The sequence below is a fragment of the Mycolicibacterium pyrenivorans genome (assembly GCF_025821625.1).
GTDB lineage: Bacteria > Actinomycetota > Actinomycetes > Mycobacteriales > Mycobacteriaceae > Mycobacterium > Mycobacterium pyrenivorans.
On record NZ_JACKSH010000274.1, the window covers coordinates 27,805 to 45,601 of the forward strand.

Below are 17,797 nucleotides of genomic sequence, written 5' to 3' on the forward strand. Positions count from 1 at the left end.
GAAAACCGCCGGTCAGCAAGTGTCCGGAGGTGCCAGTTTCTCACTCAATTCCTAGCTTGACGGGCTAGCATCCAGGATGTGGCTGAAGTCAGGGGGGAGCGCGGCCTCGGTCTGCGCGAGCGCAAGAAGCGCCGGACCCGCGCCACTCTGATCGACGCGGCCGTCGGCCTGTGTGAGCAGCAGGGTTTCGACGGCACCACCGTCGACCAGATCGCCGCGATCGCCGACGTGTCCCCTCGCACGTTCAGCCGCTACTTCGCCACCAAGGACGCGATTGCCCTCGCGTTGATCGACGAGGTGCTCGACATCGCGGCCGACGAACTCCGGCGCCAGCCGCTCGACATCGGTCATTTCGAGGCACTGCGGCGTTCCTACGTCGAGCTGGCGCTGAAGTCCAAGCGGGCTCCCGCCGGCGCGCTGTCCTCAGATCGTCTGCTGCAGATCGTGCGAATCACCTTCTCGTCGGCAACGCTGCGGCAGGCCGCTGTCGAATTCCGGGCCAGCGTCGTCGACGTGGTGATGGCGGAGCGGCTGGGGACCACCGTCGACGACCGCAGGGTCCGGCTGATCGCCGCGATGTGGGGTGCGTTCCTGATGACCGCGCTGGCGGATCTGGCCGGCGACGTCACCAGCGCTGCACGCATCACGGTCGACGACGTGGTGGCCGCCTTCGAGGCCACGTACACCGAGTTCGCCGGCGAAATCGCCGGCGTCGGGCAGCCCGCCTGACCGACTGTCGCCCCCCGCGGGCGTGGCTGCTGTAATGGGACTACCTTTTGTAGGCAGACTTCGCGACCTCCCGACAGATCCACCAGACCCCGAAGGGACGCCAGTGGCCGATAACGCCGAAGCCGGGCAGGAACACGCCACCATCAAGTACCCGGGTGGCGAGCTCGACCTTGACATCGTCCAAGCCTCTGAGGGAGCCGACGGCATCGCGCTGGGCTCGTTGCTGGCCAAGACCGGCTACACCACGTTCGACGGCGGGTTCGTGAACACGGCGTCGACCAAGAGCGCCATCACCTACATCGACGGTGACGCCGGCATCCTCCGCTACCGGGGTTACCCGATCGAGCAGCTGGCGGAGAAGTCGACGTTCATCGAGGTCAGTTATCTGCTGATCTTCGGCGAACTGCCTACCGCAGAGCAGCTGGAGAAGTTCACCACCCAGATCCAGCGGCACACGCTGCTGCATGAGGACCTCAAGCGCTTCTTCGATGGTTTCCCGCGCAATGCCCATCCGATGCCGGTGCTCTCGAGCGCCGTCAACGCACTGAGCGCGTACTACCAGGACTCGCTCGATCCGTTCGACCAGGGTCAGGTCGAGCTGTCCACCATCCGGCTGCTGGCCAAGCTGCCGACGATCGCGGCGTACGCGTACAAGAAGTCCGAGGGCCAGCCGTTCCTGTACCCGGACAACTCGCTGACGCTCGTCGAGAACTTCCTGCGGATGACCTTCGGGTTGCCTGCCGAGCCTTACGAGGTGGACCCGGAGATCGTGCGGGCGCTGGACATGCTGTTCATCCTGCACGCCGATCACGAACAGAATTGCTCGACCTCGACAGTCCGGTTGGTCGGATCGTCGCAGGCGAACCTGTTCACGTCGGTCTCCGGTGGCATCAACGCGCTGTGGGGTCCGCTGCACGGCGGGGCGAACCAGGCGGTGCTCGAGATGCTGTCGAGGATCCGCGACGGTGACGACGACGTCGCGACCTTCGTCAAGAAGGTGAAGAACCGCGAGGACAACGTCAAGCTGATGGGCTTCGGCCACCGGGTCTACAAGAACTACGACCCGCGGGCGCGCATCGTCAAGGAGCAGGCGGACAAGATCCTCGGCAAGATCGGCGTTCACGATGAGCTGCTCGACATCGCCAAGGAACTCGAGGAGATCGCGCTGACCGACGATTTCTTCGTCGAGCGCAAGCTCTATCCGAACGTGGACTACTACACCGGCGTGATCTACCGGGCCATGGGCTTTCCGACCCGGATGTTCACTGTGCTGTTCGCGCTGGGCCGGCTGCCGGGCTGGATCGCCCACTGGCGCGAGATGCACGGCGAACCCAACAAGATCGGCCGTCCGCGCCAGATCTACACCGGATACACCGAGCGCGACTACTCCGACCTCGACGCGCGTTAGCCCTTTCCCCCGCGAGCTCGCGCGTCTGCACGCCGACGCGCCGTGTATCGCGGCATTCTGCGCATGTTCGCGCCCCGCGAGGGTGACGAGATGCACGTTGCACGGGAGACGGTTGTAGTTTCACAATCATTGTGTGAATGAAACCGTCGAGGCGATGACGCGGCGGCGCAAGACCGTCATCCTGGTCTCCTGCTGCCTGAGCCTGCTCATCGTGTCGATGGACGCGACGATCGTCAACGTCGCCATTCCGGCGATCCGCACTGACCTGTCCGCCTCGCCCTCGCAGCTGCAGTGGGTCGTGGACATCTACACGCTGGTGCTCGCGTCGCTGCTGATGCTGTCGGGAGCCACCGGTGACCGCTTCGGGCGAAGGCGGGTGTTCCAGATCGGCCTCACCGTCTTCGCGATCGGTTCGCTGGCGTGCAGCCTGGCGCCGACCATCGACACGTTGATCAGCGCTCGATTCCTGCAGGGAATCGGCGGGTCGATGCTCAATCCCGTTGCCCTGTCAATCATCTCGCAGATATTCGTCGGCCGCGAGGAGCGTGCCCGCGCGCTCGGCGTGTGGGGTGCGGTGGTGGGCATCTCGATGTCCCTGGGCCCGATCGTCGGTGGACTGCTCATCGAGACCATCGGATGGCGTTCGGTGTTCTGGATCAACCTGCCGATCTGTGCGGCCGCGGTCCTGCTCACCGCGCTGTTCGTGCCCGAGACCAGGTCGGCGACGATGCGCGACGTCGATCCGATCGGCCAGTGTCTTGCCGTCTGTTTCCTGTTCGGCATCGTCTATGCGCTGATCGAAGGACCCGTCCTCGGGTGGACCAGCGCGCGCGTCATCGTCATCGCGGTGCTGGCCGTGGCCGCGTTCACCGCGTTCCTGCGCTACGAATCCCGGCGCCACGACCCATTTCTCGATCTGCGATTCTTCCGCAGCATCCCGTTCACGGCGGCGACGATCACCGCGGTCAGCGCATTCGCCGCGTGGGGCGCGTTCCTGTTCATGATGTCGTTGTACCTGCAGGGCGAGCGTGGTTACTCGGCCATGCACACCGGACTCATCTACCTGCCGATCGCCGTCGGCGCGTTGCTGTTCTCCCCGCTGTCGGGACGCCTGGTGGGTCGTTACGGCGCGCGCCCGTCGCTGGTGGTGGCGGGCGTGCTGATCTCCGTCGCGTCGGCGATGCTGACCTTCCTGACCGCGACGACACCGGTGTGGATGTTGCTGGTGGTCTTCGCCGTCTACGGTATCGGCTTCTCGATGGTGAACGCCCCGATCACCAATGCCGCGGTGAGCGGCATGCCGCTCGATCGTGCCGGGGCGGCCTCGGCGGTGACGTCGACCAGCCGCCAGGTCGGTGTGAGTATCGGTGTGGCGCTGTGTGGTTCGGTCGCAGGGTCGGCGATGGCGGGCGTGGGGGTCGACTTCGCGTCCGCCGCACGTCCGCTGTGGTTCATCTGTGTCGGCCTGGGCCTGGTGATCCTGGCGCTCGGGCTGTATGCGACGTCGCAGCGTGGTCTGCGCTCGGCGCAGCGGCTGGCGCCGTTGATCTCGGGAACGGTCGAGGAGGAGGGGACCCATGTCCGATAAGGCGCTCGCGGACGGGGTGTGGCGGGATCTTGCCGCCTTCGTCCTCGACAATCGCGACAGCTGGAAGCGGGCGGTCATCGAGCAATCGGGACTGCCGTTCAGCAGGATTCGCATCCTCAAGCGGCTCGGCCGGGCGCCGATGACGGTCAAGGAGCTTGCCGCGGCGGCGACCATCGACGCCCCCGCGGCCACGGTTGCGGTCAACGATCTCGAGGACGGCGGGCTGGCGGTGCGCCGTATCGATCCCGCTAACCGCCGGTGCAAGGTGGTGTCGCTGACCGATGCGGGCCGCGAGATGGTGGCCGCGATCGACGCGGTCGACGATCCCGCTCCCGAGGTCCTCGCCGCGCTCAGCGACGGCGAACTGGCGGCGCTGCGGTCCATCGTCGACAAGCTTGCCGCGCGTTAGCCCTCCAGCACCGCCATCGCCGCGTTGTGCCCACCGATGCCCGAGACGGCGCCACCGCGTCGGGAACCCGATCCGCACAACAGGATCCGATCGTGTGCGGTGGCGACACCCCAGCGCTGGGCCGGTGTTCCCAGTGGCTCGTCGTCCTCGACGAACGGCCACGTCAATGCGCCGTGGAAGATGTTGCCCTTGGTCATGCCCAGTGCGTGCTCCAGGTCGACGGTCGTCTTGGCCTCGATGCACAGCCGGCCCGACGAATCCTCCATCAGCACATCCTGAACCGGCTCGGCCAGAACGGAGTTCATCGACGTGAGCACCGCCGAGGTGAGTCCGTCGCGCATCCTCTCGGGTGTTGCCGACGCCATCAGGGTGTGCGGTGTGTGCAGCCCGAACACGGTCAGCGTCTGCGCACCTTCGGCGCGAAGCGAATCGGACAGGATCGTGGGGTCGGCCAGTGAATGGCAGTAGATCTCGCACGGCAGCGGGTCGGGTACCGCACCGTCCGCCGCCTGGCGGTACGCGGCAGCCAGCTGGGTGTAGGTCTCGTTGATATGGAATGTGCCCCCGAAAGCCTGTTCCGGCGTGACGGTTTGGTCGAGCAGTCGCGGTAGCCGCCGAAGCATCAGGTTCACCTTGACCTGCGCTCCCTGCGTCAGAACGGGTTCCTCCTCGCCGAGCAGGCGGGCGAGCACCGCGGGGGTCACGTTGGCCAGGACGTGGCCGGGCGCCACACGGTGCTCCTCATCCTCGCGCCGATAGCGGACCTCCCCGTCGGGATCGATCGCGTAAACCTCTGCGCTGGTGATGATTTCGGCGCCGAATCCCGCGGCGGCCGCGGCCAGGGCGCCGCTCAAGGCGCCCATCCCGCCGATCGGCACATCCCAGTCGCCGGTTCCGCCGCCGATCAGGTGATACAGAAAACACACGTTCTGGCGCAACGATTCGTCGTCGAGCCGGGCGAACGTCCCGATCAGCGCGTCGGTCGCCACCACGCCGCGGACCAGGTCGTTGCCCACCGCGGCGACGATCGCCTCGGCGATGGGCCGGTCGATCATCGACCGCCATGCCGCCTCGGCGTCGCCGCCAGGATCGGCCCCGACGGTGCGCACCATCTGGGAGCGGGTGCGCAGCGGCTCGGTCATCGTGGGCCACAGCCGTGACGTCACGGCGCCACACCGCCGGTAGAAGTCGCCGAAACCGGTTTCGTCGCCGGCTGCCCCGATTGCGCCGAAGGTGGAGGTCGGGCCGATCAGCAGCCCGGTACGCCCGCCGTCGGACGGGTCGGGCGTGTATGACGAGTACCGGCGCCGCGACAACCGGACGCGCACGCCGAGGTCGTCGACGATGCTTCGCGGCAACAGGCTGACCAGGTAGGAGTAGCGCGACAGGCGTGCGTCGACACCGTCGAAGGGGTGTGCGGACACCGCCGCGCCGCCCACGTGGTCGAGGCGCTCCAGCACCTGCACGCTGCGACCCGCCCGGGCCAGGTAGGCGGCGGCCACGAGGCCGTTGTGCCCGCCGCCGACGATGACGACGTCAGTGCGCGTCACCTGTTGTGCCACCGGTCAGCCGAGGTAGCCCTCGACCTCACCCTCGGGACGCACCTGCGCGTCCTCCGGGTCACCGCCGCTGGCACGCAGCGCCCGGCGCTGGCGCAGCAGATCCCAGCACTGGTCGAGTTGCACCTCGATCGACCGCAGGCGCCGGTGCTCCTCGGACTCGTCGATCTCGCGGTGCTGCAGCTTGCCGCGCAACTCCTGCTCCTCAGCGACGAGGTCGTTCACCTGAGCGAGAATGTCTTGATCCTTGACCACGCTTCTCAGTGTGCCCGCATTCGCCGCCCGCCGACCGGCAGATCCGCTCAAGTCGGCCATTAGGGTGGTCGGATGGCTACCAAACCCGAGATCGACTTCCCCGACGGCTCTCCCCCGACCGAGTTGGTGATCGAGGACATCGTGGTCGGTGACGGCCTCGAGGCGATTCCCGGCGCGAACGTCGAGGTGCACTATGTCGGCGTCGAGTACGACACCGGTGAGGAGTTCGACAGCTCCTGGAACCGCGGCGAGTCGATCGAGTTCCCGCTGCGCGGCTTGATCCAGGGCTGGCAGGACGGCATTCCCGGGATGAAGGTGGGCGGCCGCCGCAAGCTGACGATCCCGCCCGAGCAGGCGTACGGCCCGTCCGGCGGGGGACACCGCCTGTCCGGCAAGACTTTGATCTTTGTCATCGACCTGCTGGCCACCCGCTAACCCCGCCGGAATTGCATTCCAGCAGGTCCCCACTTGTAAAAGTTCTGCCGGAATGCAATTCCGGCGCAAAGAACTAGCGCGGTCCGGGCAGGCGGAGCAGCAACCGCGCGCCGCCGAGCGGGCTGGCTTCCAAAGTGGCGGTGCCGCCGTGTAATTCGGCCTGCTGGGCCACCAGAGCGAGGCCGAGCCCCGAGCCCGAATGCGAGGCCGTGGAGCCTCGGGAGAACCTGTCGAACACGATCGTTCGTTCCTCCTCGGGCACGCCGACCCCGTCGTCGTCGATCGCGATCTCGACTCCCTCGCGAGAGCTGACGGCCGAGAGCCGCACCCGGGTGGCCCCGCCGTGCTTGACGGCGTTGGCGATCGCGTTGTCGACCGCCAGACGCAGCCCGGCGGGCAGACCGACGATGATCACCGTCGGCGCGGGAACCAGCGACACCTCCAGCTCCGGGTAGACCCGCATCGCGTCGTGCGCGGCGCGGTCGAGCAGTTCGGTGATGTCCACCGGCACGTGGTCGTCCTGGGTGGACAACTCGCCCTGAGCGAGCCGCTCCAATGCTCCGAGCGTGGCCTCGATCCGGGTCTGCGTGCGGATGACGTCGTTGACGACCTCCTTGCGTTGGTCCTCGTCGAGGTCCAGCGTCGCGAGCACCTCGAGGTTGGTGCGCATCGCGGTCAGCGGGGTGCGCAACTCGTGGGCGGACACCGAGGCGAAGTCGCGCGCCGAGGCCAGCGCGGCCATGGTGCGGCCCTGCTCCTTCCAGATGCGCTGCAGCATGCCGTTGACGGCGTCGGCGATCTCGACTGCCTCGCTGGCGCCACGGACCTCGACATCGGGTGCCTCGTCGCCCGCGTCGATCTGGCGGGTCTGCTGGGCCAGCCGTTTCAGCGGCCGCACCGCGAACGCCGCGAGCAGCCAGCCGAGCAGCGTCGCCGCCCCCACCGAGAACACGCAGATGATGATCACCCGGCGGTGCAGGTTGTTGGTGTCGGCGATGGTGGCGTCATAGGTCGCGCCGACGGCCACCGACATCGGCTCGGGATAGCGGATCTCGACCGTGCGGACCCGGTAGCGCACATCGCCGACGTAGGTGTCGGCGTAGCCGGGTGCCAGTTGGGGCAGCACCACCTTGGAGTTGGACGTCTCCTGGCCGTCGGCGCGACGCACGGTGATGATCGCGTCCTGGTCGTTGGGCGAGGACGGGATCTCGTCGAGGCCGCGGGGCAGGAACGGGATCGCGAATCCGGCGGCCTCGTCAAGCCTGCGGTCCAGGCGTTCCTTGCGGTCGTTGGTGATGCCGACCCACACCACGGTCCCGACGATGACGACGACGATCGCGGCGCCGATCGCGGTGGCGAGCGCGACCCGGGTGCGCAGCGACGGTGTGCGGCGGAAGATCCGGGACAACGCGATCATGTCGGCCTACTGCTGCCGCAGAACGAATCCCACGCCACGGACGGTGTGCAGGAGCCGGGGCGCGCCGTTGGCCTCGAGCTTGCGCCGCAGGTAACCGATGAACACGTCGACGACGTTGGTGTCGGCGGCGAAGTCGTAACCCCACACCAGCTCGAGCAGCTGAGCGCGCGAGAGCACTGCGGTCTTGTGTTCGGCCAGCACGGCCAGCAGGTCGAATTCCCGTTTCGTCAGGTCGACGTCGACGCCGTCGACCCGCGCCCGCCTGCCGGGGATGTCCACCTCGAGCGGGCCGACCGCGATGGTCTCCGAGGAGAACGTCGCCGTGGACCCGCGTCGGCGCAGCAGCGCCTTGACCCTCGCCACCAGTTCGGCGAGCACGAACGGCTTGACCAGGTAGTCGTCGGCGCCCGCCTCCAGCCCCGCGACCCGGTCGTCGACGGAGGACCGGGCGGACAACACACACACCGGCACGTCGTTGTCCATCGCGCGAAGGGCGGTCACCACCGATACGCCGTCGAGGATCGGCATGTTGATGTCGAGCACGATCGCGTCGGGTCGGGTCTCGGTGGCGCTGCGCAGCGCTTCCGCCCCGTCGACCGCGGTGAAAACCTCGAACCCGGACAGCCGCAGTCCCCGCTCCAGCGAGGCGAGGACGTCGGGATCGTCATCGACCACGAGCACCCTGGGTGAGCCCAAACCACTGTCCATGTACGCAATCTTGCCCGATGACACGGCTCACTCGCGGGACGCTGTGCACTTGCGCCTGATTCACGCCGAGATCGACGTTCTGCAGGCCGGTACTCGCACTTCGTCTGCAAAACGTGGATGTCGCGGCGACCAGGCGGGTCCCTGGCGGGCGGGAAGGCTTTGACCTCATCCATTGTTGAGGTCTTACGGTGAATTCATGAGTTTGGAATCGGTCGCCCGGCAATCCCTGTACCGGCAGACGCGGGCGCGCGGCGGCGACCTGCACTCGTTGGCGGACCGTCGGCTACTCGCGCGCATCTGGCGCTTCGCGGGACGGCATCACCGCAGGCTGGCGGTCTTCCTCGCGGTCAGCGTGGTGAGCGCGATGCTGACGGTCGCGACGCCGCTGCTGGCCGGACGCGTGGTCGACGAGATCACCGGTGCGGGCAGCTCGGCGGTGGTGATGACGCTGGCGCTGGTCATCGCCGCGGTCGCGCTGGCCGAGGCCGGCGTGGCGCTGCTGACACGGTGGTTGTCGTCGACGATCGGCGAAGGCCTGATCCTGGATCTGCGGACCGCGGTGTTCGACCACGTCCTGCGGATGCCGGTGGCGTTCTTCACCCGGACGCGGACCGGTGCGCTGGTCAGCCGGTTGGGCAACGACGTGATGGGTGCTCAACGGGCATTCTCCGACACGCTGTCGGGGGTGGTGGCCAACCTCGTCACGCTGACGCTGACGCTGGCGGTGATGCTGCGCATCTCCTGGCAGATCACGCTGCTGTCGCTGGCACTCATGCCGTTGTTCTTGTTCCCGGCCCGCCGGATCGGCGCCACGATGGCCCGGCTGTCGCGCGAGGCCGCGAACCACAACGCGACGATGAACACCCAGATGACCGAGCGGTTCTCGGCGCCGGGGGCGACGCTGGTCAAGCTGTTCGGCGACACCCGCACCGAGTCCGACGAGTTCCGGGTGCGCACCGGCCAGGTCCGCGACATCGGGGTGCGCACCGCGATGCTGCAGGCGACGTTCATGAACTCGCTCACGCTGATGTCGGCGCTGGCCCTGGCGCTGGTGTACGGGCTGGGCGGGGCGCTGGCGATCGGCGGGCATCTGCAGGCCGGCGCGGTGGTGTCGTTGGCACTGCTGTTGACCCGGCTGTACGCACCGCTGACCGCGCTGGCCAATGCGCGCGTGGAGATCGCGAGTGCACTGGTGAGTTTCGAGCGGGTCTTCGAGGTGCTGGATCTGGTGCCGTTGATCCGCGAGCGTCCCGGCGCGACGGAGGTCCCGGATCACGGCGGGGTCGCCGTCGAATTCGATACGGTGCGCTTCTCCTACCCGGCGCCGACAAGGTGTCGCTGGCCTCGCTGGAGGAGGTGGCCGACCTCGATGCGCGCGGCGGTGACGAGGTGCTCCACGGGGTGTCGTTCACCGCGCAGCCCGGTCAGATGGTCGCGTTGGTGGGAACGTCGGGCGCCGGGAAGTCGACGATGGCGGCGCTGCTGGCGCGGTTGTACGACGTGGACTCCGGCGCGTTCCGGCTCAACGGGGTGGACGTGCGCGACGTGACGTTCGCCTCGCTGAAGGACACCGTCGGGATGGTCACGCAGGACGGTCACCTGTTCCACGAGTCCATCCGGTCCAACCTGGCGCTGGCCGCACCGGCGGCCGCCGACGCCGAACTATGGGACGCACTGCGGCGCGCTCGGCTCGCCGATGTCGTCGCTGACATGCCCGACGGTCTGGACACCGTTGTCGGTGAGCGCGGATACCGTCTGTCCGGCGGGCAGCGGCAGCGGTTGACGATCGCCCGCTTGTTGTTGGGGAGGTCGCGGGTGGTGGTGCTCGACGAGGCGACGGCGTCGCTGGACTCGGAGTCGGAGGTCGCGGTGCAGGCGGCCCTGGCCGAGGCCTTCGCGGGCCGCACGTCGATCGTGATCGCCCACCGCCTGTCCACGGTGCGCTCGGCCGACGTGATCCTTGTCGTCGAGGACGGGCGCATCGTGGAACGCGGAACGCACGAGCAGCTGCTCGCCCGCGGCGGGCGGTATTCCGAGCTGTACCGCACCCAGTTCCGCGACGAGGTGGCCGCATGACCGCCGGAACTGCATTCCAGCAGGGCCGCACTCGCACTTCCGCTGCCGGAATGCAATTCCGGCGGAGGGGTTATCCATTTGCCCGCAATGGGAAGATGTACTAAATGACCGACTCCTCCTCGAACGCGCTTCGCGCGGCGCCCGCGATCGCGCCGCCGCCCGAACGTGCGAGGTCGAGTTCGGATCTGTGGCGGATGCTGCCCTACCTGATGCCCTACCGCGTCCGCTGGATCGCGATGATCGTGGTGGCCCTGGCCAGCCTCGCCGCCACCGTGTCGATTCCGCTGATGACCAAGGCCGTGATCGACGGCCCGGTCCGCAATCAGGATCAGCAGGGGCTGTGGATACTGGGCACCGCCGCGATGGGGGTGGGCATCGCCGAGGCGGTGCTGTGGTTCATCCGTCGCTGGCTGGTGGCGCGCGCCACCATGGGCGTCGAGGCCGACATCCGCAAAGACCTCTACGCGCGGCTGCAGATCCTGCCGATGTCGTTTCACGGCAGATGGCAGTCCGGTCAGTTGCTGTCGCGAATCATGAACGACCTCAGCACGATTCGCCGGTTCATGTCGTTCGGTCTGATCTTTCTGATGCTCAACGTCCTGCAGATCACCATCGTCACGATCATCCTGCTGGCCATGTACTGGCCGCTGGGTGTGGTGGTGTTGGTGTCGATCGTGCCGATCACGCTGACGGTGCTGCACTTTCAGCAGGAGTACACCCGGCTGTCCCGGCAGGCGCAGGACCAGGCCGGCCACGTAGCCACCCACGTCGAGGAATCCGCTCTCGGGCTGCGGGTGGTCAAGTCGTTCGGCCGCGAGGACTACGTCTACGACCGGTTCGACGAGCAGCTCACCGACTTGTACGACACGCAGGTGCGCCGGGTGTCGGTGTCGGCGAAATTCTGGACGCTGCTCGAGGTCATCCCGAACCTGACGTTGATCGTGGTGCTCGGCTTCGGCGCCTATGCGGCCGGGCACGGGCAGGTGACCATGGGCACGCTCGTCGCGTTCATCACGATGATGCTGTCGCTGGTGTGGCCGATCGCGTCGCTGGGCTTCCTGCTGTCGATGACGCAGGAGTCGTTCACCGCGGCCAACCGCATCACCGAGATCTTCGACGCGCCACGTGACATCGTCGACGGCCCGCGGGACCAGACGCCCCAGGGCGGGCGGCTCGAGCTCGTCGATGTCGGCTTCAAGTTCCCCGGCAGCGATGACTGGGTGCTGCGCCACGTCGACGTCACCGTCGAACCGGGTGAGACCCTCGCGCTCGTCGGCGCCACCGGGTCGGGCAAGTCGGCGTTGGTGGCGCTGCTGTCGCGGCTCTACGACGTGACCGAGGGCGAGATCCGGATCGACGCGCAGGATATCCGCGAGCTGTCGCTGGACGCGCTGCGACGGGCGGTCGCCACCGCATTCGAGGACCCCACGCTGTTCTCGATGTCGGTGGCCGAGAATCTGCGGCTGGGCCGTCCCCCGGATAACCCGGCGACGGAGGCCGAGCTGCGTGAGGCTATCGACGTCGCCGCCGCGCAGTTCGTCTACGACCTGCCGTTCGGGCTGGACACCCGGATCGGGGAGCAGGGGATGAGCCTGTCCGGTGGTCAGCGCCAACGGCTTTCGCTGGCCCGGGCGATCCTGTCGCACCCGAGGATTCTGGTGCTCGACGACACCTTGTCCGCGCTGGATGTCCACACCGAGGCGGTGGTCGAGGAGGCGCTGCGCCGGGTGCTGCACGAGGTGACCGGCATCGTGGTGGCCCACCGGGCGTCGACCGTGCTGCTCGCCGACCGGGTCGCCCTGCTGCAGGACGGCACCATCACCCACGTCGGCACGCATGCCGAGATGCTCGCCCGGGTGCCCGGATACCGCTATCTGCTGGCCGCCGACGACGAGCTCGACGACGGCGCCGAGCACGAGTGCGACTGGGACGAGCCCGTTGCGCGACGGGACGCTGACACCGATGAGCCGCTTGCGCGAAGAGAGGACAACCACGCTCGGGTGAGCCTGGAAGACCAGATGCTGGAGAAGCGATGAGTGTCGGCGATGAGCGCTCGCGCGAAGAGCGGACGATCGCCGACTGGCGCGGGAAGTTCGACGAGCAGGGGGACCTGCCCATCGACGAGACGGTGCCGCGACAGCGTGAGGCCCGGGCGCTGCTGGGTTCGCTGCTGCGGCCCTTCCGGTGGACCTTGCTGGCACTGGCCGTGGTCGTCGTGGTGGAAAATGTTGCGCGGCTATCGGTTCCGCTGCTGGTGCAGAAGGGCATCGACGACGGCATTCCGCCGTTGCTCGCGGGAGGCCCGGCGCACACCCTGCTGCTGATCGTCGGGGCGTTGTGCGGGGTCGTGGTCGTGCAGGCGACCAGTCGGATGTACTTCCTGCGCCGGTCGGGACGCATCGGCCAGAAGGTGCTGCTCGAACTGCGCCGGCGGGTCTTCCGCCACTTCGGCCGCCTCGACATCGCGTTCCACGACCGTTACACCTCCGGGCGCGTGGTGAGTCGGTCCACCAACGACGTCGAAGCCATCCAGGACATGCTCGAGACCGGTTTCGACAGTTTGATCACCGCGGTGCTCACGCTGTTCGGCACCGCGGTGTTGTTGGTCGTTCTCGACGTCAAGCTCGGCCTGATGTGCCTGGCGGCGTTTCCCGTTCTGGTGCTGCTGGTCTGGTGGTTCCACGACCGCTCGTCGAAGATCTACCGCGAGGTCCGCGAGATCTCGGCACTGGTCATCGTGCAGTTCGTCGAGACGATGACGGGGATCAAGGCGGTGCAGGCGTACCGGCGTGAGCCGCGCAATCAGGAGATCTTCGAGGACGTCGCCGACCGCTACCGGGTCATCAACGAGAAGACGTTCAAGCTGCTCGCCGTGTTCATGCCCAGCGTCAAGCTGGTCGGCAACCTCACCACCGGTGTCGTGCTGCTCTACGGCGGCTATCGGGTGCTGCACGGCGAGATGACGATCGGCACATTGGCTGCGTTCCTGTTGTACCTGCGCATGTTCTTCGAGCCCATGCAGGAGATCTCGCAGTTCTTCAACACCTTTCAGTCCGCGTCCTCGGCGCTGGAGAAGCTGGCGGGTGTGCTGGCCGAGAAGCCGGGGATCGACGACCCGCAGGACCCCGTGCACTTGGAGTCCGTCCGCGGCGAGATCGCCTTGCGCGACGTGACATTCGAGTATGCGCGCGGTAGGCCCGTGCTGCCCGGGCTCGACCTGCAGGTGCCCGCCGGTCAGACGGTGGCGATGGTCGGCACCACGGGCGCGGGAAAGACGACGATCGCCAAGCTCGTGACCCGGTTCTACGACCCTGTGTCGGGCACGGTGACCCTCGACGGGGTGGACCTGCGGGACATGACGCAGGCCGAGTTGCGCCGTCACGTCGTGATGGTCACGCAGGAGAACTTCATGTTCGACGGGACCGTCGCCGACAACATCCGGTTCGGCAGGCCGGACGCCACCGACGAGGAGGTTCGCGGCGCGGCCGAAGCGGTCGGTGCGCACGGCTTCATCGAAGCGTTGCCCGAGGGGTATGACACCGACGTCGCCAAGCGGGGCGGCCGGCTCTCGGCGGGGCAGCGGCAACTCGTCGCGTTCGCACGTGCATTCCTCGCCGACCCCGCGGTGCTGATCCTCGACGAGGCGACGTCGTCGCTGGACATCCCGAGCGAGCGGATGGTGCAGCGAGCGCTGGAGACGGTGCTGGCCGACCGGACCGCGCTGGTGATCGCCCACCGGCTGTCGACCGTGCAGATCGCCGACCGAGTGCTGGTGCTCGAGCACGGCCGCATCGTCGAGGACGGTTCGCCGGCAGAACTCAGCTCCCGCGAGGACGGTCACTATGCCGCGCTGCACCAGTCGTGGATGCAATCGCTGGCCTGACAGTCCGCGCGAGAGTGACCTGCCGCCCGGGTGCGGTCACAGCAACTGAGCACAGCTATGAAGACGAGATCGATCGGTGGACCTCGTTCGCCGGGGCGCGGTGGCGGGAGGCCGGCACGATGCTCGGGATTAGCACGGCATCAAGGAAATTGCGTTCACCCACCATGGATGTGCCTTAGTGTTGCCTCGGCGGAGTTCCTACTGAGGGGAAATTGTCGGTGGCGAAAGCAAACTATGTCGGTCGGGTCGGTGCCCTTGCGGTTGCTCTCGGGATCGGCACCGCGGTGTTCGCGTCGCCGGGGGTGGTGTGGGCGCAGCCGAGCGACGACACGTCCTCCAGCGACAGCGCCGGCAGTTCTGCCGACCCTGCCGACCGCGACGATTCACCGCAGTCGGAGGGCGCCGAGTCGGGCGCCAGTGACGACGAGGCGGGCGACGACGAATCGGGGGACGACGAATCAGGCGACGGCGAGTCGGGCGACGACGACACGTCGAAGCCCAACAGGCGCTCGTCGCACGGGAGCAGGCAGCACGACGCCGCGCCGGAGCGTGCGGAGCGTGCGGACCGATCCGTCGAGGCCGCCTCCGAGGTGCACGGCGGCGAGCCCGAGACCGTCGATGATGCCAATCTTGCGGAGACTACGGCGGTGACACCGTCATCGACTCAGGTTGACGACGAACCCGGCGCTGTCCCGCCGAATAGCAGTGTCTCGCTGGACGACATCGCGGACGAGGAGGCAGAGCCGGTCGACCCGCCCGAGCCGCCGACGTCCAACCCAATCAGTCTGCTGCAGACCGTGTTCGCGCCGTCGACGACGCAATCCAGCACCAACGGACCCGCAGCGCCGATCGACACACCATTGCTGTGGACGATCGTGGCGTTCACGCGCCGTCAGTTCGAACAGCAGAAGGCCGTGATCGAGCAGACCGGAGCGCCGGCCGGCACCACCGAACTCGTGGAGGACGTCGACAACTCGTCTCCCGTCCCGGGAGAGGTGACCACGAGCGATCCCGGCTACTTCACCGGCTCGATCAGTGGCCGGGTGACGGCGACGGATCCCGACGGCGACCGGCTCACCTACTCGGGGTCGACGACGAACGACAAGGGCCGGGTCACGGTGTTGTCCTCTGGCCGCTTCGTCTACACACCAACCGCGGCGGCGCGACACGCGGCGGCGGCCGACAACGCCACTGCTGAGCAGAAGGTCAACACGTTCACCGTGACGATCACCGACAGCGCGGGCAACACGGCGACACAGCTTGTCACCCTGGATATCTCACCGACGAACACCGTGCCGTTCGGTGCGCGGGCCCGCGCCGGCGCCGGCAGTCTCACCACGGGATCGGTGATCGTCACGGTGAGCGCCTCCGACTTCGACGGAGACACGCTCACGTACAGCGGGCCCGCATCGACCGACAACGGCACGCTAGTCGACAACGGTGACGGCACCTTCACCTACACACCCACCGCCGCGGCACGTGAGGCCGCCGGTGCGCCGGACGCCCCGGCCGACGCCAAGACCGACACGCTGACATTCACCGTCAGTGACGGCCACGGCGGAATCCGCACTGCGACAGTGGCCGTCGCCGTCACGCCATACCGCGAGGCGAGTTCGTCGACACCCGGAAAGGCCGCAGGCCCGGTCGTCGTCAGCTCCAACGGCACCATCTACCAGGTCACTTACGATGTGGACCCGAACACGATGCTGCCCACCCGGACCCGGGTCAGCATCCTCGACGAGAACGGGCAGGTGCTGAAGACCACCGGCGATATCGCGGGTTCTCCACTGGAGCAGGCACTTCCGGTCGTGCGTTCCGACGGCAGCCTCGTCCTCACGACCTACAAACCGGCCACCAACACGTCGACCATCTCGATCGTGGACGGCTCCGGGGCGGTGACGACCGTCGGGACTGTCATCGGCGCGCCGTCCGCGCCGTTGAAGGTGGCGCCGAACGGCGCGGTGTACCTGCAGACCCGGCAGTTCGCGTCCGGCTCCGGTGACCGCCTCGTCCGCATCTCCGCGACCAACTCCCTGCGCGTGTACCGGGTCGGGAAGGCAGGCGGCACGCTGACCATCGCGCCGGACGGCAGTGCCTACCTGGTGGGCTCCACCCCGCTGTTGGGCACGCCCTCGTTGTTGGCCGTCGGGCCGGACGGAAACTCGCGTACCGTGTCCCTTCCGTCGGGCACGTTGACGCCCGAGGACGTCGTCATCGGTCCCGACGGCCGGGGCTACTTCACCGTCGCCCAAACGTCTTTCGGCACCACGGTAACTCGGGTGTACACCTTCACGGGGACATCGAGCACGGTGCGTGACATCCCCGGGTCTCCGGTCAGGGCCGAGGTGGTGACCGCCGACGGCGTCTACCAGGCGACCCATGACGCGTCGACCGGGAAGTCGTACATCTCGAGGATCACCGCGGAAACCCTCGAAACGTCCGATCCCATCGACGGTTCCGTCGTGAACGCCATCAGCGTCACCCCGGATGGCACCGTCTACGTCTCGGTACGCAACTCCGTCACGCAGGTCGACAGCGTCGCGGTCGTCACCAGCGAAGGCGACGTCACCACGGTCGCCGTACCCGGCGCGATCGTGCTGGTCGCCCCGAGGGTCAGTGCGTCGGTGGCGGGCCATGACGCCAACCCGAACATCGGCGACCAGGGTTACATCGCCTACACCTCCGCCGGCACGACCTATCTGGCGGTGCTGAATCCTGACGGGACGATCGCGCGCACGGTGCCCCTGCCCGACGGCGCCGTCGTCACCACCCCGGTGACGTTCGCCCCGGACGGCACGGCATACCAGGTGATCGAGCACCTCGATGCTGAGGGAAGGGTCGCGTCGGAGGCCGTGCTCGCACTGGCCGATGACGCGGTGACGGCCACCCTGCCGGGCTCGCCACTGCGACCGAACTACGATCCGATCCAGTTCGGCCCGGACGGCACCGGTTTCCTCGTCACCGTCGAGGCGGCGACGTTCACGCATCACATCCTGGTGTTCGACCAGAACGGCGCCACGGTCGTCACCCTGGATGTCACGGGTCCCCTTGTGCCCCAGCAACTCAACGACAACTTTTATCAGGCGCCATTGGCATTCGGAGCAGATGGCACCGCCTACGCCACCTTCGCAGGCGCGGACGCCGGGGTGTGGGCGCTGACGTCAGATGGCGCGACCAAGGTCCTCGATCTGGACCTGGGGCCCGGGGAGACGGTCAACCCCGTCACCTTCGGACCCGATGGCACGCCCTATGTGACGGTGACGGACCGGGTCGGCAACGAATACGTCACCTCGGTGAAGACGTTCACTCCGCCCACCGTGCTCTGAGGCG

12 protein-coding genes and 1 pseudogene are annotated in these 17,797 nt (G+C 67.6%); 9 read left to right on the forward strand and 4 right to left on the reverse strand.

From position 1 onward, the window contains the following. The first annotated feature begins 78 nt into the window (after positions 1 to 78). The 4 genes from H7I57_RS29995 to H7I57_RS30010 all read left to right on the forward strand — a co-directional run bounded on the left by H7I57_RS29995 (position 79) and on the right by H7I57_RS30010 (position 4,134). Positions 79 to 729 carry a TetR/AcrR family transcriptional regulator gene (locus H7I57_RS29995; RefSeq protein WP_264028176.1) on the forward strand — a complete coding sequence of 217 codons (651 nt, stop codon included), beginning with the start codon at positions 79 to 81 and terminating at the stop codon, positions 727 to 729. Between the two features lie 103 nt (positions 730 to 832). Continuing rightward, entirely contained in the window at positions 833 to 2,137 is a 1,305-nt protein-coding gene (locus H7I57_RS30000; protein WP_264028177.1) for a citrate synthase, read from the forward strand. 154 nt (positions 2,138 to 2,291) lie between these two features. Next, positions 2,292 to 3,725 carry an MFS transporter gene (locus tag H7I57_RS30005; protein WP_264028218.1) on the forward strand — a complete coding sequence of 478 codons (1,434 nt, stop codon included), beginning with the start codon at positions 2,292 to 2,294 and terminating at the stop codon, positions 3,723 to 3,725. After that, positions 3,715 to 4,134 carry a MarR family winged helix-turn-helix transcriptional regulator gene (locus H7I57_RS30010; protein WP_264028178.1) on the forward strand — a complete coding sequence of 140 codons (420 nt, stop codon included), beginning with the start codon at positions 3,715 to 3,717 and terminating at the stop codon, positions 4,132 to 4,134. The genes H7I57_RS30005 and H7I57_RS30010 overlap by 11 nt, the downstream gene beginning before the upstream one ends. Here H7I57_RS30010 and H7I57_RS30015 read toward each other — a convergent pair. Together H7I57_RS30015 and H7I57_RS30020 are read right to left on the reverse strand one after the other, a co-directional pair. Continuing rightward, a complete protein-coding gene (locus H7I57_RS30015; protein WP_264028179.1) occupies positions 4,131 to 5,684 on the reverse strand; it encodes a phytoene desaturase family protein in 1,554 nt (517 codons plus the stop codon). The genes H7I57_RS30010 and H7I57_RS30015 overlap by 4 nt on opposite strands. 15 nt (positions 5,685 to 5,699) lie before the next feature. Then, on the reverse strand, positions 5,700 to 5,948 hold the full coding sequence (locus tag H7I57_RS30020) for a DUF2630 family protein (RefSeq protein WP_264028180.1): 249 nt from the start codon (positions 5,946 to 5,948) through the stop codon (positions 5,700 to 5,702). A gap of 72 nt (positions 5,949 to 6,020) precedes the next feature. On the opposite strand from H7I57_RS30020, the gene H7I57_RS30025 reads away from it, so the two are divergent. Further along, the gene (locus tag H7I57_RS30025; RefSeq protein WP_264028181.1) at positions 6,021 to 6,383 is read left to right on the forward strand and encodes an FKBP-type peptidyl-prolyl cis-trans isomerase; all 363 of its coding nucleotides are present in this window, start codon (positions 6,021 to 6,023) and stop codon (positions 6,381 to 6,383) included. Between the two features lie 73 nt (positions 6,384 to 6,456). Here H7I57_RS30025 and H7I57_RS30030 read toward each other — a convergent pair whose 3' ends face one another. Both H7I57_RS30030 and prrA read right to left on the reverse strand, forming a co-directional pair. Beyond that, the gene (locus H7I57_RS30030; RefSeq protein WP_264028182.1) at positions 6,457 to 7,800 is read right to left on the reverse strand and encodes a HAMP domain-containing sensor histidine kinase; all 1,344 of its coding nucleotides are present in this window, start codon (positions 7,798 to 7,800) and stop codon (positions 6,457 to 6,459) included. Between the two features lie 6 nt (positions 7,801 to 7,806). Continuing rightward, the gene (gene prrA / locus H7I57_RS30035; protein WP_275081899.1) at positions 7,807 to 8,508 is read right to left on the reverse strand and encodes a two-component system response regulator PrrA; all 702 of its coding nucleotides are present in this window, start codon (positions 8,506 to 8,508) and stop codon (positions 7,807 to 7,809) included. A gap of 196 nt (positions 8,509 to 8,704) precedes the next feature. Between prrA and H7I57_RS30040 the strand changes: the two are divergent. The 4 genes and pseudogenes from H7I57_RS30040 to H7I57_RS30055 all read left to right on the forward strand — a co-directional run bounded on the left by H7I57_RS30040 (position 8,705) and on the right by H7I57_RS30055 (position 17,793). Further along, a pseudogene (locus H7I57_RS30040) lies at positions 8,705 to 10,584 on the forward strand (ABC transporter ATP-binding protein). A 104-nt stretch (positions 10,585 to 10,688) separates the two neighbouring features. Then, positions 10,689 to 12,620: an ABC transporter ATP-binding protein gene (locus H7I57_RS30045; protein WP_264028183.1), complete on the forward strand. Its 1,932-nt coding sequence runs from the start codon at positions 10,689 to 10,691 to the stop codon at positions 12,618 to 12,620. Then, complete coding sequence (locus H7I57_RS30050) at positions 12,617 to 14,467, forward strand: ABC transporter ATP-binding protein (protein ID WP_264028184.1); 1,851 nt, start codon at positions 12,617 to 12,619, stop codon at positions 14,465 to 14,467. Before H7I57_RS30045 ends, H7I57_RS30050 begins: the two co-directional genes overlap by 4 nt. Positions 14,468 to 14,685: 218 nt before the next feature. Next, positions 14,686 to 17,793 carry a cadherin-like domain-containing protein gene (locus H7I57_RS30055; RefSeq protein ID WP_264028185.1) on the forward strand — a complete coding sequence of 1,036 codons (3,108 nt, stop codon included), beginning with the start codon at positions 14,686 to 14,688 and terminating at the stop codon, positions 17,791 to 17,793. Positions 17,794 to 17,797 lie beyond the last annotated feature (4 nt).